Here is a 14,795-nt window from a genome sequence, read left to right as displayed (position 1 = left end):
CGGCGCATTCGGACCTCCCGATCGCGATCACTCGACGCGCGCAGTCGCCCCCAGCTGGTCCAGCAGGAACGCATACATCTGCGCCTGCTCGCGGTAGCGGCGGAAGCGGCCCGACTTGCCGCCGTGGCCGGCGTCCATGTTCGTGCGGAACACCACCGGGCGATCGGACGTATTCAGGTCGCGCAGGCGGGCGACGTACTTCGCCGGCTCCCAGTACTGCACCTGCGAGTCCCACAGGCCGGTGCCGACGAACATCGCCGGGTAGGCCTGCGCGCGCAGGTTGTCGTACGGCGAGTAGGTCAGCATGTAGTCGTAGGCCGCCTGTTCTTCCGGATTGCCCCACTCGTCGTATTCGTTGGTGGTCAGCGGGATGGTCGGGTCGAGCATCGTGGTGACCACGTCGACGAACGGCACCTGCGACAGCATCACGCGGTATTTCTCCGGCGCGAGGTTCGACACCGCCCCCATCAGCAGGCCGCCGGCGCTGCCACCGTAGCCGGCGACGCGGTCCTTCGCCGCGTAGCCTTCGCGCACCAGGTAGTCGGTGACGTCGATGAAGTCGGTGAAGGTGTTCATCTTGTGCATCAGCTTGCCGTCGTCGTACCACTTGCGGCCCATCTCCTGGCCGCCGCGGATGTGGGCGATGGCGTAGACCATGCCGCGATCGAGCAGGCTGACCGCAGTGAGGCTGAACTCGGGGTCGCTGGTCAGGCCGTAGCTGCCGTAGGCGTACTGCAGCATCGCGGCAGTGCCGTCGCGCTTGAAGCCCTTGCGATACACCAGCGACACCGGGATCTTCGTGCCGTCGCGGGCCGGCGCCCACACGCGCTCGGTGACGTACTGCGCCGGGTCGTAGCCGATCACCGGCTGGCGCTTGAGCAGGCGGCGCTCGCCGGTGCGCACGTTGAGTTCGTAGGTGGTGTCCGGCGTGGTCATCGAGGTGTAGTCGTAACGCAGCCACTCGGTGTCGGGCTCGGCGTTGGTCTCGAGTTCCATCGCGTAGGCCGGCTCGTCGGCCTTCACGAACTCCTCGCCGCCGGCGCGCAGCAGGCGGATGCGCTGCAAACCTTCGGAACGCTCCTCGATGGCGGTGAAACCGTCGAACAGCTCGTAGCCGTCGATGAACACGTCGTCGCGGTGCGGCACCCATTCCTGCCACGCGTCGCGCGAGGTCGCGCCGTCGGGCGCGGTCATCAGCTTGTAGTTCGGCGCCGGCCGCCCCTGCGCGTCGGGCGCGTTGGTGTGGATCACCCAGCGGCCGCCGAAATGATCGGCGTCGTATTCCACGTCGCGTTCGCGCGGGGCCAGCACGACGAAATTTTCGGGGTTCGACGCTGGCGCACAGCGCACTTCGCTGGAGACGGTGCTCTCCACGCCGATGCACAGGTAGGCGTCGTCGCGGGTGCGACCGATGCCCATATAGAAGCTGTCGTCGTGCTCTTCGTAGACGACCGGATCGTCCTTCGCCGGCGTGCCCAGCACGTGCTTCTTCACGCGCACGGTGAGCAGGGTTTCGGGATCGTTCTCGACGTAGAACAGCGTGCGGTTGTCGTCGGCCCACACGAGGTCGGGCGACACGCCGTGGATGGCGTCGGCGAAGATCTCGCCGGTGTCGAGGTCCTTGAAGCGGATCGTGTACTGGCGGCGGCCATTGGTGTCCTCGGCCCAGGCCAGCAGGCGGTTGTCCTGGCTGACTTCCCAGTCGCCGACGCTGAAGTAGTCCTTGCCCTTCGCCATCGCGTTGACATCGAGCAACACGTGCTCGTCTGTACTACGGCTGCCGTCGGCGGCGGCCTTCGCGCGCAGGTAGACCGGATAGTCCTGGCCGCTGGTGAAGCGGCTGTAGTACCACCAGCCGCGCTCGCGGTACGGCACCGAGTCGTCGTCCTGCTGGATCCGCCCGACGATCTCGCCGTACAACGCGTCCTCCAGCGGCTTCAGCGGCGCCATCACCTTGTCGGCGTAGGCGTTCTCGGCCTTGAGGTAGGCCAGCACCGCCTTGTCCTTGCGCTTGTCGTCGCGCAGCCAGTAGTAGTCGTCCTCGCGGACCGCGCCGTGTGGCGCCTTGACCTGATGGGGATGCTTCGCGGCATCGGGCGGAGCGGGCAGATCGGCGGCGGACGTGGACAGGGAGAGGGTCATGAGCAGCGTGAGGACGGAAAGGGAACGGAAGGACATCGGGGGATCCTGGGCGATGCCCGGAGCCCGGGCGGAACCGCGGCAGACCGCGACGGAACGACGACGCACGGCACCGGGCATGAAGCGTTCCCGGATGTCCGTGCAAGAGAGCGTTTCGCGTTTGTGCTGCCGAGGATAACGATTCCGGACGCGCATCGCAGCCGTCCGGTCATGGACAGGCCCGTGCAGGGCCCACGACAGGGACAACGAAGATGGCCGAGCACTTTCCGCAGTCGAAGTCGCCGTCCGCGGAGACGACCACCATCAAGGTGAGCCTGGACGAATGGGCGATCGTCGATCGCCGCGCCGCGGCCAATGCCGAGCTGATGACCGACGGTCTGTCCGGCTGCGTCGCCGTGGCGATCCGCACCGGCGACAAGCTGGCGCTGACGCACGTCTACAGCGGCGCGCTCGACACCTTCGCCGACTACAAGGTCCCGCTCGCCGAATTCGTGGCGAAGGTCGGCTCGAAGGCCGAGATCACCGACGTCCACATCATGGACAACGGCAACGCGGTGACGCCGAAGTACGGCATGAACCTGTCGGACATGATCCAGCGCCACCTGGTCGACGGCGGACTGGTGAATGCGGATGCCGTGCACCGGCATCGCGACAACGGTTGCACCCTCGCCGAAAGCGGCTTCTATGCCAAGGCCCGCGACAACGCGGCGATCTATCTGGGCGGCTACACCAACACCGCGCTGGACGGCATGCCCGAGCCCCGCACGAAGCACCTGCACGATGCGCTGGACCATGGCGGTTTCGCCCATTCCAAGGACTATCGCGGGCCTTCGGACGTGGACGCCCCCGTGCGCTCGGGCATGGACGCGGCGCACGACGAACGGGCGAAGTACGTGCCCCAGGCCTCCGTCGCCGCTTCGTCGCACGAACCATCGGGGCCCCGCGCCTTGGCGGGGCACGAGACTCTGGTGCAGGACATCGCCGGCCCGCTGGGCACGAGCAGGCTGTTCGGACTGAACCGCATGGCGGTGTCCGTGGAAATCGCGCGCCAGGCCTATGACGCCGGAGTCGAACGGGTGGAGAACGTCAAGGTCGGCGACGGCGGCAAGCTGGTGAGCGTGATCGGCAGCGGCCACGAACTGGAATTCGCCGTCAGCGGCCGCACCGTGGCCCTGCAAACTTCGCTGCCCCTACAGGCGGTGCCGCCCTCCGCCCTGCCGGCCTCGTCGTCGGCATTGCCGCTGTCGTCGGCATTGCCTTCGGTCGCGTCGTCGTCCGTCCCGCCGCCCACGCCGTATGCGCAGGCGCTCGCTGCGCTGGAGCCGCATCGCGAGGCGCTGAAGCTGCAGGACCCGGGCCATGCCAGCGAGGCGGCCCGCGAGATCGCGTCGCAGGCGGTGCGCGACGGCCTCACCGCGATCACGCGGCTGGAATTGGTTGGACAGGGCCAGGGCACACCGGCACTGGTCGCGCACCAGGACGGGCCGGCGGCGAAACAGTCGCAGCCGATGCCGGTCGAAGCGCTGCAACAGCACGTCGGGGTCGCGACACCCGCGCAAGCACAGCCGGGCCCGGACAAGTCGCATTTCCCGATCATGTAGCGTGGCGCGCACGCCCTCATGGCACCGCGCCCGATCCCAGGAGACCGCATGGACGACACCTTCACCCTCAGTCGCGACCTCGGCCAACGCGCCGTGCGCCTGATCACGCACCTGCACGCACCCGACGACCTGTCGCCAGCGGCCATCGAGCGCCACTTCGGCCTGCCGGTGGGCTACCACCCGCAGGACGCCCGTCGTTTCGGCTGCGGACGCGTGCTCGATGCACGCTGGATCTGCAATCTCGGTGCCCTGCCCGACCGCGAACGCGACGATGCGCCGCCACGGCTGCTGTTCTCGTTCGACGATCAGACCGGCGCGCACGACGACTGGTCCGCAGTCTGCGGGCTGGATTTCGCCGAGGTGTCCGCGGCGCTGACCGCCGCCGGCTACGTCGGCACGCCGCTGGTCGGCCCGCGCGACGCCTTCTCCGGCGTCCGCTTCCGCCGCGGCCCGATCGCGGTCGACGTGGACGTGCGCAGCGAGAACGCGCAGCACCCGGACCACCTCTGCGTCGCCCGCATGCTGATCCAGGCGGAGGCGACGGACGTCGCCGGCAACGATCGCACGGAGGCCGACCATGCCCTCGCTTAAGCAGGCACTCGCCGGCTACCAGCTCACCGTCACCGACGTCGACGACCGCCGGTTCTACGGCCGCGAAACGTTGTCCGCGGTGATCGACTCCTCGCCCGCGCTGAAGGCCAACATCGAACTGGCCCTCGCCCGCGGCGACATGCGCGGTTTCTCCTTCGACAAGGCCGAACTGGCCGGCGCGGGCGGCTCCTACAACAGCCAGACCGGCCTGGTCGACATCCCGCGCGGCGCCTACCGCAACAGCGCGGAGATGGTGTTCGTGCTGGGCCACGAGACGCAGCACGCGCTGAGCCTGCGCGCGCAGCCCGAACAGCCGTACATGACCCGGCTGAAGCAGGACATCGACGCGGTGCAGGCGCCGCACGTCCCGCCCCGGCTGAATGCGGACGATCCGGATCCGCGGGTGCAGCCCTCGCCGCACGGTGCGCCGCGCGACTACACCCAGGCCGTCGCGCATTACGTCGAAGGCGTACGCGCCGAGGAGGCGCAGGCGCACATCGGCGGCTTCAACGCGCTGGTGTCGTACGTCGCGCGCAAGAACCACGGCGCGGTGCCGACGCCGCAGGACCTGTACGAAGCGTTGCCCGGGCGTATGGGCGACTTCATCGAACGCCGTGGGGTGTCACCGAACGAGACGTACCAGATGAAGGCCGGCCTGACCCGCGCCGAGGACGGCACGCTCGCGTTCACGCCGCAGAACGTGGAGGCGATGAAGCACCATTACGCCGACAAGTTCCCCGGGTCGTTCGGCGAGAACGGCCTGCTCGACTACCGCCACCAGGCGATCCAGACCGCGTGGAAGGTCATCCAGCACTCGGAGGCGGACATCACGCGCACGGCCAGCTTCGAGCACCAGCGCGACTTCTACGTCGGCCGCACGCCCGGCTACGTGCCGGTGGACAACGCCTACAGGATCGATTTCGCCGCGCTCGGCACCAACCCGGCGGTGATGCGATTCCCGCCCGACGGCCTGCTGCGCACGGTCGACAGCTTCGCCGGACACAAGGCACTGGACGACATCGGCGCGCCCGCCAACGACCCGCGCCGCGCGCAAATCGACGACAGCGTCGACCTCACCCGGAACGCGGTGCGCGACAGCGATCAGGCGACGCGGCTGCTGCGCGAGCAGGGCGTGCTGCCCAGCACGTTCGGGCAGAGCGTGTCCCACCTTTTCCGCTCCGCGTTCAGCGAGCGCAATCCCGACGATCCGATCCCGAACCGGGCGCAGGCGCCGATGCAGGTGCCGCAGCCGGTGGTGGTGGAACCCGCGCTGCTGACCCAAGCCCGCGACGCACTGGGCCTGGTCAGCGGCGCCGGCGACCTGGGCGACCGCGTGCGCTTCGAGAACGTCGCCGCGGCGCTGGCACTCCAGGCCAAACACGACGGCTTCGACCGCATCGACCAGGTGCTGATGAGCACCCACGGCGACAAGCTGATCGCGGTGCAGGGGCAGGACCCGGGCGCGCCGGAATCGCGCCACGCGGTGATCGAGATCGCGCAGGCGGCGCAACAGCCCGCGCAGCAGAACACGCAACTGCTGCAACAGGCGATGCTGGCGCAGGCGGATGCGCCGGTCCCGCAGCAGCAGGTGAAGATGCTGATGTAGCGCCGCGGCCGGGTGCGGCGTCCGGGCTCAGCCCGCGACCAGCCGCACCCGCGCGAAGTTGCGCTTGCCGACCTGCAGTACGCCCTCGAAGCCGGGCGCGAAGACAGTAGCGGGGTCCTCGACCACGGCGCCGTCGACCTTCACCGCGCGCTCCTTGAGCTTGCGGCCGGCTTCGGCATTGCTCGGGGTGATGCCGGCCGCGGTCAGCAGCGCGGCGATGCGCAGCCCTTCCGCAGGAATCCGCACCTCGTGCAGCGGCAGCAGCGAGGTATCGCCCTGCCCGGTCACCGCGGCATGCCAGCCGGCGATGGCGGTCTCGGCGGCAGCCGTATCGTGGAAGCGCGCGGCCAGCTCGCGGGCGAGGCGCAGCTTCACGTCGCGCGGGTTCAGCACGCCACCGGCGACGTCCGCCTTCAGCCGCGTCGCCTCGGCGATGCCGATCTCGAAGCTCAGCAGGTCGATCCAGCGCCACATCAGCTCGTCGCCGATCTTCATGGTCTTGTTGACGATGTCGATCGCCGGCTCGGCGATGCCGATGTAGTTGCCCAGCGACTTCGACATCTTGTTCACGCCGTCCAGGCCTTCCAGCAGCGGCATGGTCAGCACGATCTGCGGCTTCTGGCCGTGCGCTTCCTGCAAGCCGCGGCCCATCAGCAGGTTGAACTTCTGGTCGGTGCCGCCCAGTTCGACGTCGGCTTCCAGCGCCACCGAATCGTAGCCCTGCACCAGCGGGTAGAGGAATTCGTGGATCGCGATCGACTGCTGCGCCGCGTAGCGCTTGGCGAAGTCGTCGCGCTCGAGCATGCGCGCCACCGTGTGCTGCGCGGCGAGGCGGATCATGTCGGCGGCGGTCATCTTCCCGAACCACTCGCTGTTGAACCGCACTTCGGTGCGGTCCTTGTCGAGCACCTTGAACACCTGCTCGGCGTAGGTTTCCGCGTTCGCCAGCACGTCCTCGCGGGTCAGCGGCTTGCGGGTGACGTTCTTGCCGGTGGGGTCGCCGATCATCCCGGTGAAGTCGCCGATCAGGAAGATCACCTGGTGGCCGAGGTCCTGGAACTGCCGCATCTTGTTCAGCAGCACGGTGTGGCCGAGGTGCAGGTCCGGCGCGGTCGGGTCGAAGCCGGCCTTCACCCGCAGCGGGCGGCCGAGCTTGAGGCGGGCCTCCAGCTCCTCGCGCTTGAGGATTTCGTCGGCGCCGCGGGCGATGAGGTCGAGGGCGGCAGGATCGAAGGCAGGGCTGGACATGGGCGGGCCGGACGGTCAGGGGGGCGGGGAGACGGAACGAGGTGGAACGAAGCGCAGGGAAACGACACGGATGGCGCGGGAACGTCGGGCAACCCGCACGCTTCCGCGGCGGACATCCGGGGCACGCACTGTAGCGGCCCGGCGCCGGAAGCTGAACCCGGAGTTAAATCGAGGTTAAGCGCATCATCCCAAAAAACCAATCCAGTCAAGGATTTGACGCACTCTTTTCGACTAACTTATGGTACTGCCTTGGCCGTCCCGTCTGGGGGAATCCGTTCGATGTCGACTCCGTCGAATCGCGCGTTGCGCAACCGCCTCATCCGCTCGCGCAACCTGCACCTCGCCACCGAGCAGGATGCCCGGCAAACCCCGTCCGATGCCGCGCCGCCGTTCCGCGGCCGCTGGACCCGCCGCCAGTGGGCGCAGGTCAGCCTCGTCGCCAGCATGGTGGCGCTGCTGGGCACGCTCGTCCCCGGCTTCTCCAGCATGCTGCAGCCGCCGGGCAGCACCCCGATCCAGACCCTGTCGCTGAAGCTGCCGCCGCTGTCGCTCAGCCGCGCCACCGGCACCTTCGGCGACAGCTGGCATACCGTGACCGTGCGTCGCGGCGCCTCGCTCAAGCACATGTTCGCGACCCTGGGCATCCCCAAGGCCGACCTCGACCGCGTGCTAGCGCATCCCGGCGTGAAGGACGCGATCGGCCAGATCACGCCGCAGACCCAGTTGTCGGTCGACCTGCCGGTCAACGGCAAGCTGCGCGCGATCCGCTTCGTGCGCGCCGACGGCCAGCGCGTGCAGCTGGACCTCACCGGCAAGGCCATCAAGGAAACCCTGGTCAAGCGCGACGTCGACGTGCGCACGGTCGTGCTCAGCGGCAAGGTCGGGCGCTCGCTGTTCCGCTCCGCGCGCCAGCTCGGGCTGTCCGGGGCGCACCTGGACCAGCTGACCGACGAGATGTTCAAGTACGACATCGACTTCGACTCCGACCTCGATGCCGACGACCGCTTCAGCGTCGTGGTCGACCAGATGTGGGTCGACGGCGAGCTGGAACGCACCGGCGCGATCCTCGCCGCCGCCTTCACCGTCGACGGCAAGCTGCACACCGCCTTCCTGCACAACCGCAACGGCAAGCCGGAATACTTCACCTCCGACGGCCGCCCGCTGAAGCGCGCCTTCATCCGCATGCCGATCCCGTACGCGCGGCTGAGCTCGAGCTTCGGCAACCGCTACCACCCGGTGCTGGGTCGCATGCGCATGCACAAGGGCGTGGACTACGCCGCGGGCACCGGCACGCCGATCCAGGCCGCCGGCGACGCGCGCGTGAAGTTCATGGGCTGGCAGAACGGCTACGGCCGCGTGGTCATCCTCGACCACGGCCACGGCTACACCACGCTGTACGGGCACATGTCGCGCTTCGGCAACATCCGCCAGGGCCAGGCCGTGGGCCAGGGCACGACCATCGGCTACGTCGGCATGACCGGCCTCGCCACCGGCCCGCACCTGCACTACGAATTCCGCATCAACGGCGTGCACCGCAACCCGCTGTCGATCACGATGCCGCCGCCGGAGCCGCTGCGCGGCGCCGAACTGGCCAGCTTCCGCAACGAGACCCTGCGAGCGATGACCAAGATCCGCACGGTCGAGAACATCGTGTTCCCGCGCTCGATGGAGCCGCCGCAGCAGGCGCTGGCCTCGGCGCTGGCGACCGGCAAGCCCGCGGCGAAGCCGAAGAAGGGCTGATGCCATGTCCGCGACCGCACTGCGCAAGGCGGTGCGGTCGCGTCTGGTCCCGGCGCTGATCGCCGAGGATTTCCTGCCGCTGGCGGAGGCCGACGGCACCCTGCGCTTCAACCGCCCCGCCGCCGCGGTCGTGCACCTGCTGGAAGTCCAGTGGGACCACCACGACCGACCGCGCTACGTCGTGAACTACGCCACCTGCCCGGCCGACGGCTTGCGGGTCGGCGAACGACAGTTCGCGCCGGACGCGGTGTTCGCCGGCTGGCTGCCCGACAGCGGCCGGCTGCAGCCACGTCCAGGGCCGACCAGCGCGGCATGGTTCCGCGGCGATGTGGCCTGGCCGCTGCGCTTGCTCGGACGGCGCGCGCCCGTACCGGACCGCGTGGTCGACGCCACCGTCGCCCTGCTGCCGGAACTGTGGCGCTACTGGCGCGACGGCCGCCCCGGCCCGCACATGCATGCCTGCCCGCCGGCGCCGTTGCCAGCGTAAGCCGCATGCCATTGGCGCGCGTGGCGCCATCGCCGATCATGGCGCGATGACCGACCCCGCTTCCGCGCTGTACCTCGGCATGATCTCCGGCACCAGCGCCGACGGGATCGATGTCGCCCTCGCCCGCTTCCACGACGCCGCCGACGGCGCGCCACCACGCGCGGAGCCGCTCTTCGGCCGCACCTGTGCCTGGGACCCGGCGCTGCGCGAACGCATCGTCGACCTCGGCCAGCACGCGCCTTCGCTGACCCTGGACGAGATCGGCGAACTCGATGCACGCATCGGCGCGGCGTTCGCCGAGGCCGCCGAGGCCGCGATCCGCGACAGCGGCGTCGACCGGCGCGAAATCGGCGCGATCGGCTCGCACGGGCAGACCCTGCGCCACCGGCCGCATGGCCCGCACGCCTTCACCCTGCAACTGGGCGACGCCAGCCGGATCGTCGAACGCACCGGCGTACGCACCGTCGCCGACTTCCGTCGTCGCGACGTTGCCGCGGGCGGCCATGGCGCGCCGCTGCTGCCGGCGCTGCACGCCGCGCTGCTGTCCTCGGCGGACGAGGATCGCGCGGTGCTGAACCTCGGCGGCATCGCCAACCTCACCCTGCTGCCGGCCGGCGACGCCGCGGGCGTCCGCGGCTTCGACACCGGCCCGGCGAACGGGCTGATGGACGCGTGGTGCCTGCGCCACGTCGGCGAAGACTTCGATCGCGGCGGCGCGTTCGCCGCCAGCGGCCATGTCGATGCCGCGCTGCTCGACCGGCTGCTGGACGATCCGTGGTTCGCGCTGCCGCCGCCGAAATCGACCGGCCGCGACCAGTTCCACCTCGGCTGGGTCGATGCCCGCCGCGCCGGCACCGAATCGCCCGCGGACGTGCAGGCGACGCTGCTCGCACTCACCGTGCGCACGGTCGCCGACGCGCTGCGCGCCACCCTGCCCGCAGCCGCGCGCGTGATCGCCTGCGGCGGCGGCGTGCACAACCCGGTGCTGATGCAGGCGCTGGCGGACGCCCTGCCCGGCGCGACGGTCGAATCCACGGCCGCGCACGGGCTCGATCCGGATCACGTCGAGGCCCTGGGCTTCGCCTGGCTGGCGCGGCAGACGGTGCTGGGGCGACCCGGCAACCTGCCCGGCGTCACCGGCGCGCGTGGCCCGCGGGTGCTGGGCGCGATCCACCTGCCCTGAACTCGACGCCTGACACGCGACGCCGAATGACGTCAGTCGACGCGCCCCAGCGCGTTGCCCTTCGGCACGCTGTCGAGGAAGCGTTCGATCTCGTCGCGGTCGATGCGACCGGCAACCGGCCGCGGCTCCTCGACGGGCGCCGCGGTGCGGCCGATCAGCGAGAAGCCCGGATCGTTCGGCACCGTCTCCAGCGCCGCGATCACCGACTGCATCACGTCGGTCTCCGAACTGTCGAACCGCAGCGCGCCGCCCTCGCTGGCGAACAGCCCGCGCTCGATCAGGTGCAGGATCGTCTGGTGCAGCGTCCAGCCGTTGGTCTCGGCGACCTTGCGGATGCGCGCCGCCAGCTGCGGCTCGATGTCGCGGAGGACGAGGTCGGTCATCGCCTCATCCGGTCACCGGCTGCGACGCGGGCGCCGGCTTGCGGGCGACCAGCACCAGGCACAGCAGCAAGGCCGGGATCCCGGCGAGCGCGGTCCCGGTGAAGAACAGCGCATAGGCGTCGAGCAGCGTCCGCCCGGCTTCGAGCTGCTCGACTGCGACACCGGAGAAGCCCTTGAGCACCTTGCCCAGCAGCGCATAGAACGAACTGAGCAGCGCGTACTGCGTCGCGGTGTAGCCGGCGCTGGTCAGGCTGGACATGTAGGCCACGAGCGCGGTGCCCGCGAACCCGGTGGAGACGTTGTCGATGACCATCGCGATGGTGAAGTTGGCCATCGTCGGGTCCTGGTGCGCCAGCCACGCGAACGCGACATTGGAGCCCGGGCCGAGGATCGCCCCCGCCAGCAGCGTCGGGATCAGGCCGAACCGCACCGCAGACAGGCCGCCCGCCGCGATGCCGACCAGCGACGCGACCAGCCCTGCGGTCGCGCGCACCTCGCCGACCATCTCCTTGGTCAGCCCGAGGTCCTTGTAGAAGGGATTGGCCATCGGGCCGAGCACGAAGTCCGGCAACCGGTACAGGCTGATCGCCAGCAGCATCAGCAGCGCCCATTTGCCGTGGGTGCGGAAGAACGAGACGAAGGGGCCGATCACCGCATCGAACAGCCCGCGCGCGGTCCACAGCGTCGCCGTCGCCGTTGCCGCCGCGCGCTTGCCGACCGGCTCGCTCGCCAGGAACACGGCCAGCACGCCGATCCCCATCAACAGCGCCATCACCCAGTACGACAGCGACCAGCCGATGTGGGCGGCCAGGATCAGGATCAGCGCGTCGGTGACCAGCAGCGCGGTGCGGTAACCCAACTGCGAGCCGGCACTGAGCAGGCCCATTTCCTCGCCGCTGTCCGAGATCTCGATCCGCCACGCGTCGATCACGATGTCCTGCGTGGCCGAGGCGAACGCCGCGACCAGCGCCATCGCCCCGAACACCACCAGCCCGCCCTCGGGCTGCAGCACGGCCATGCCAACCAGTCCGGCCGCAATCACCATCTGCGACGCCAGGATCCACCCGCGGCGATGTCCCAGCCTGCCCAGCACCGGGACGTCGGTCTTGTCGATGACCGGCGCCCACAGGAACTTCAGCGTGTAGGCCAGTCCCACCCACGACAGGAAGCCGATCGCCGACAGTTCGCTGCCGCCGTCGCGCATCCAGTAGCCCATGGTGTTGCCGACGAGGTACAGCGGCAGGCCCGAGGAGAATCCGAGCATCAGCATCGCCAGGACCTTCCGCTGGCGCAGCGCACGCAGCACGTCACGCCAGCCGTAGGTGCGCTTCGCGGCCACGGTCGCGCTCATCGGGCGCCCGCCTTCTTCGCGCCGGGGTTCGCACCGGTTTTCGCGGCGGCGTCATCACCGACGGCGTAATCCACCACGTAGGGCGCGTGATCGGAGAAGCGCGGGTCCTTGTGGATCGCGCAGGCCGTTACCCGGTCGCGCAGGCCCGGCGTGATGAACTGGTAGTCGATGCGCCAGCCCACGTCGTTGGCGCGCGCGGCGCCGCGCTGCGACCACCACGTGTAGTCGGTGCCTTCGGGCTTGAGCACGCGGTAGCTGTCCAGCCAGCCGTGCGCGGGCGGCGTGGTGCCGTCGCCGCAGGCGTCGGCGATCTGGCCGTTGAGCCAGGCGCGCTCATCTGGCAGGCAGCCGGAATTCTTCTGGTTCGAGGTCCAGTTCCTGATGTCGTTGCGGGCGCGGACGATGTTCCAGTCGCCACACAGGACGTAGTCGCGGCCGCTGCGCAGCCACTCGTCCATGATCGGCTTCAGCCAGCGCATCACCTCGTACTTGAACGCCTGGCGCTCGTCGCCGGACGTGCCTGACGGGATGTAGAACGAGACCACGCTGAGGTTGCCGAAGCGGGCCTCGATGTAGCGGCCCTCGTCGTCGAACGGCGCCCAGCCCAGCGAGGTGCGCACTTCGTCCGGCGGGCGGCGGGCGTAGATGCCGACGCCGCTGTAGCCCTTCTTGGTGATCGCGTCCTTGAAGAAGGCGCGGTAGCCGTCGGGCCGGAGTTCGGGGGCGGCGAGCTGGTGTTCCTGGGCCTTGGTTTCCTGCACGCAGAGGACGTCGGCGTCCTGCCCGCGGAACCAGTCGAAGAAGCCCTTGGTGGCCGCGGAGCGCAGGCCGTTCGCGTTGAAGCTGATGATGCGCATGGAGCGGGAGAGGTCCGGAAGGGGGCGGACGAGGGCGTCGTGCAGCGCGCGGTGCGGGGCCGCCGACAGTGATGCCAGTCACGCAGCCTATCCGATCGCGCCCCGGTTGGCATCCGCGCAGGCCGGGCGGGCATTTCGACGGCGCCGGGATTACGATGAACGCCCCGATGCCACCGACGCGCGGTTCCGACGCGCGCCTCCGCCGTGACCGACCACCGCTCCCGCTTCCTGCAACTGGCCCTGCGCGCCGAGGCGCTGCGCTTCGGCACCTTCACCCTGAAGTCCGGCCGCGAGAGCCCCTACTTCTTCAACGCCGGCCGGTTCGACTCCGGCGCCGCACTCGCCGGGCTGGCCGCCTGCTACGCCGACGCCGTCGACGCCGCGGGCGTGGACTTCGACCTGCTGTTCGGCCCGGCCTACAAGGGCATCCCGCTGGCGACCGCGCTGGCCTGCGCCTTCGCCGGCCGCGGCCGCGACCTGCCGCTGGCATTCAACCGCAAGGAAGCCAAGGCCCACGGCGAGGGCGGGATGCTGATCGGCGCGCCGCTGGCCGGCCGCCGGGTGCTGATCGTCGACGACGTGATCACCGCCGGCACCGCCATCCGCGAGGCGCTGGGCCTGATCCGCGAGGCCGGCGGGATACCGGCAGGCATCGTGATCGCGCTCGATCGCCAGGAGATCGCCCCCGATGGCGGCGGTCTGTCGGCAGCCGAGGCGGTGACGGCGGAGAGCGGCATTCCCGTGATCGCGGTCGCAGGACTGGACGATCTGCTTGCATTCGCCGGCGAAACCGCCGAACTTCAGGACCAGCGCGCGCGCCTGGAGGCCTATCGGGCCCGGTACGGCCGCGCCACGTCGCAGACCGATGCGTCCGTCGGGGGAACGGGGACGACATGACCACACCACGCCATCGCCGTCGCGTTCCGGCCCGCCTGCCGCTGGGCCTGCTCGCGCTCGCGCTCGCCGCACCGGCCGTGCTGCCCGCACAGGACGCCAACGCGCCCAAGCCCAAGCTGTACTGCTGGGAGGAAGGCGGCAAGCATGTCTGCGGCGACGCTTTCCCGGCCTCCGCCGCGGGTCGCGCCCGCACCGAGTTCGATACCCACACCGGCAATACCGTGAACCGCGTCAGCCGCGCGCTGACCGCCGAGGAACGCGTGCAGGCGGCGGCCGAGGAAATGGCACAGAAGGCCCGCGAGGACCAGGCGCGCCGCGAGATGGCGATGGTGATGTCCTACCAGACCGAGGCCGACCTGCAGCGCGCCTTCCAGAACCGGGTCGACTTGATCGAGGAATCGCTGAAGGGCTCCGAGCTGGCGCTGGTCAACCTGCACCGCAGCCTGATCAGCCTGCTCCGCCAGGCGAACGAGCTGGAACTGCAGTCCAAGCCGGTCGGCAAGGTCCTGCGCGAGAAGATCCACACCCAGCATGCCGAACTGCTCGCCCTGCGCGCGCTGAAGATCCGCCAGCAAGCCGAACGCCAGGCGCTGGGCACCGAGCTGCAGGAAGCGCTGTCGCGTTACCGCACGCTCAAGGGCCAGACCGGCGGCACCGCGCTGGCATCGCCGGCCGCGCCGGGCGGCTGACGCCGCCGGGGCGCATCCGGCGC

Annotated in this window: 12 protein-coding genes and 1 pseudogene; 8 read left to right on the top strand and 5 right to left on the bottom strand. The window is 69.9% G+C overall.

The window, feature by feature from the left end; genetic code table 11:
* Nucleotides 1–27: 27 nt before the first annotated feature.
* Nucleotides 28–2,142, bottom strand: coding sequence for a S9 family peptidase (locus tag ACT53R_RS17630; RefSeq protein ID WP_476173256.1), 2,115 nt, complete (start codon nt 2,140–2,142; stop codon nt 28–30).
* 248 nt (nt 2,143–2,390) lie between these two features.
* On the opposite strand from ACT53R_RS17630, the gene ACT53R_RS17625 reads away from it, so the two are divergent.
* The 3 genes from ACT53R_RS17625 to ACT53R_RS17615 are packed head-to-tail and all read left to right on the top strand — an operon-like array spanning nt 2,391 to nt 5,937.
* Nucleotides 2,391–3,740 carry a hypothetical protein gene (locus ACT53R_RS17625; RefSeq protein WP_476173222.1) on the top strand — a complete coding sequence of 450 codons (1,350 nt, stop codon included), beginning with the start codon at nt 2,391–2,393 and terminating at the stop codon, nt 3,738–3,740.
* A gap of 48 nt (nt 3,741–3,788) precedes the next feature.
* Nucleotides 3,789–4,331 (top strand): hypothetical protein, encoded by a 543-nt coding sequence (locus ACT53R_RS17620; protein ID WP_476173221.1) that lies wholly within the window; start codon nt 3,789–3,791, stop codon nt 4,329–4,331.
* Nucleotides 4,318–5,937, top strand: coding sequence for an XVIPCD domain-containing protein (locus tag ACT53R_RS17615; protein ID WP_476173220.1), 1,620 nt, complete (start codon nt 4,318–4,320; stop codon nt 5,935–5,937). The genes ACT53R_RS17620 and ACT53R_RS17615 overlap by 14 nt, the downstream gene beginning before the upstream one ends.
* Before the next feature lie 27 nt (nt 5,938–5,964).
* On the opposite strand, the gene tyrS is transcribed toward ACT53R_RS17615, so the two are convergent.
* A complete protein-coding gene (gene tyrS, locus ACT53R_RS17610) occupies nt 5,965–7,185 on the bottom strand; it encodes a tyrosine--tRNA ligase (protein WP_476173219.1) in 1,221 nt (406 codons plus the stop codon).
* A 279-nt stretch (nt 7,186–7,464) separates the two neighbouring features.
* Here tyrS and ACT53R_RS17605 point away from each other — a divergent pair, with 279 nt between their 5' ends.
* From ACT53R_RS17605 to ACT53R_RS17595, 3 genes are read left to right on the top strand one after another with little or no spacing between them, the layout of a single operon-like run.
* Nucleotides 7,465–8,925 (top strand): peptidoglycan DD-metalloendopeptidase family protein, encoded by a 1,461-nt coding sequence (locus ACT53R_RS17605; RefSeq protein ID WP_476173218.1) that lies wholly within the window; start codon nt 7,465–7,467, stop codon nt 8,923–8,925.
* 4 nt (nt 8,926–8,929) lie between these two features.
* On the top strand, nt 8,930–9,412 hold the full coding sequence (locus tag ACT53R_RS17600) for a hypothetical protein (protein WP_476173217.1): 483 nt from the start codon (nt 8,930–8,932) through the stop codon (nt 9,410–9,412).
* Between the two features lie 46 nt (nt 9,413–9,458).
* Nucleotides 9,459–10,595 (top strand): anhydro-N-acetylmuramic acid kinase, encoded by a 1,137-nt coding sequence (locus ACT53R_RS17595; RefSeq protein WP_476173216.1) that lies wholly within the window; start codon nt 9,459–9,461, stop codon nt 10,593–10,595.
* A 167-nt stretch (nt 10,596–10,762) separates the two neighbouring features.
* Here the strand turns inward: ACT53R_RS17595 and ACT53R_RS17590 are convergent.
* The 3 genes and pseudogenes from ACT53R_RS17590 to ACT53R_RS17580 all read right to left on the bottom strand — a co-directional run.
* Nucleotides 10,763–10,978 (bottom strand): annotated as a pseudogene (locus ACT53R_RS17590) (hypothetical protein); the annotation flags it as partial.
* Between the two features lie 4 nt (nt 10,979–10,982).
* Complete coding sequence (locus ACT53R_RS17585) at nt 10,983–12,329, bottom strand: AmpG family muropeptide MFS transporter (RefSeq protein ID WP_476173215.1); 1,347 nt, start codon at nt 12,327–12,329, stop codon at nt 10,983–10,985.
* Nucleotides 12,326–13,186: an exodeoxyribonuclease III gene (locus ACT53R_RS17580; protein WP_476173214.1), complete on the bottom strand. Its 861-nt coding sequence runs from the start codon at nt 13,184–13,186 to the stop codon at nt 12,326–12,328. Before ACT53R_RS17580 ends, ACT53R_RS17585 begins: the two co-directional genes overlap by 4 nt.
* Nucleotides 13,187–13,390: 204 nt before the next feature.
* Here ACT53R_RS17580 and pyrE point away from each other — a divergent pair, with 204 nt between their 5' ends.
* Nucleotides 13,391–14,083 (top strand): orotate phosphoribosyltransferase, encoded by a 693-nt coding sequence (pyrE, locus tag ACT53R_RS17575; RefSeq protein ID WP_476173213.1) that lies wholly within the window; start codon nt 13,391–13,393, stop codon nt 14,081–14,083.
* The gene (locus tag ACT53R_RS17570) at nt 14,080–14,772 is read left to right on the top strand and encodes a hypothetical protein (protein WP_476173212.1); all 693 of its coding nucleotides are present in this window, start codon (nt 14,080–14,082) and stop codon (nt 14,770–14,772) included. The genes pyrE and ACT53R_RS17570 overlap by 4 nt, the downstream gene beginning before the upstream one ends.
* The last annotated feature ends 23 nt before the right edge of the window (nt 14,773–14,795 follow it).

It is taken from the genome of Lysobacter sp. DMC104, assembly GCF_056313665.1.
The sequence above is the reverse complement of the archived record's forward strand: the minus strand, read 5'-3'. Positions and strand labels throughout refer to the sequence as shown.